This is a genomic window from Janthinobacterium sp. NKUCC06_STL, from assembly GCF_019345455.1.
Classification (GTDB): Bacteria; Pseudomonadota; Gammaproteobacteria; order Burkholderiales; family Burkholderiaceae_D; genus Janthinobacterium; species Janthinobacterium rivuli.
Genome location: NZ_JAHKQY010000038.1, coordinates 1 through 357, shown reverse-complemented (window position 1 = coordinate 357; position 357 = coordinate 1). Strand labels below are relative to the sequence as shown.

The following is a 357-nucleotide window of genomic DNA, read 5'->3' as shown; positions in this document are numbered from 1 at the left end:
CCGGCAGCCACGCTGCCGGCCGTGTTGTCGAGCTTGCCTGTCACCGTCAACGCCGCCTGCTGCACGGCGCTCAGCAAACCCTGCTGGTTCAGCACGCTGCCAGCCGTCACGACCAGGTCGCCATTGCTTTCGATGCGGCCACCCGTATTGTCCAGCAGCTGGCCAATGCCCAGCGTCATGCTGCCGGACCCCGTCTGGCCGATGCCGCCGCCACGGTTGTCCAGGCTGCCCGCCTGGATCGTTACCTGCTGCGCCACCAGGGTGGCGTCGCGGTGGTCGATGCTGCCGGCGTCGATGCGCAGCGCGCCATTGCCGATGAGTTTGCCGCCCTGCCCGTTCAGCGTGCTGGCCGTGATG

The 357-nt window shown here is 68.6% G+C and carries 1 protein-coding gene; it reads right to left on the bottom strand.

Annotated features, from left to right (window positions below):
* The coding region (locus KO539_RS29890) for a hypothetical protein (RefSeq protein ID WP_219314000.1) at positions 1 to 357 on the bottom strand (357 nt) is incomplete at both ends.